Here is a 398-nt window from a genome sequence, read left to right as displayed (position 1 = left end):
ACCCGCGAGATCGGCCTGCTGCGCGCCGTCGGCCTCGCCCGCTCGCAGTTGCGCTCCATGGTGCGCCTCGAGGCGGTGACGATCTCGCTCGTCGGCGCCGTCATCGGTGTCGTGCTCGGCACGATCTTCGGGGTGTTGTTCCAGCGCACGCAGGCGAACTCGGGCGTCGACGTGCTCGTCATCCCGTGGCTGCGGCTCGCGCTCTTCCTCCTGCTCGCCGCCCTCGTCGGCGTCCTCGCCGCCTGGTGGCCGGCGCGGCGCGCCGCGAAACTCAACGTTCTCGCCGCGATCAGCGCGCCGTGACCGGGTGCGCTCTCACGACGTCAGCGGCGCCGGGATCGGGCGCGCGTGGACGACACTCAGGGCGCTGACGGCGCGCGTCAGCACGACGTAGAGAC

Annotated in this window: 1 protein-coding gene; it reads left to right on the top strand. The window is 72.6% G+C overall.

All coding sequences use genetic code 11. The annotated features are described in order from the left end of the window. Positions 1-303, top strand: a 303-nt coding sequence (locus GO615_RS30090; RefSeq protein ID WP_169133115.1) for an FtsX-like permease family protein, incomplete at its 5' end; no start/stop codon positions are given. Positions 304-398: the final 95 nt, after the last annotated feature.

The sequence above is a fragment of the Aromatoleum evansii genome (genome assembly GCF_012910805.1).
In the GTDB taxonomy this organism is placed as follows: Bacteria; Pseudomonadota; Gammaproteobacteria; order Burkholderiales; family Rhodocyclaceae; genus Aromatoleum; species Aromatoleum evansii.
Note: the sequence above shows the minus strand (reverse complement) of the source record. Positions and strands in the feature narration are given on the sequence as shown.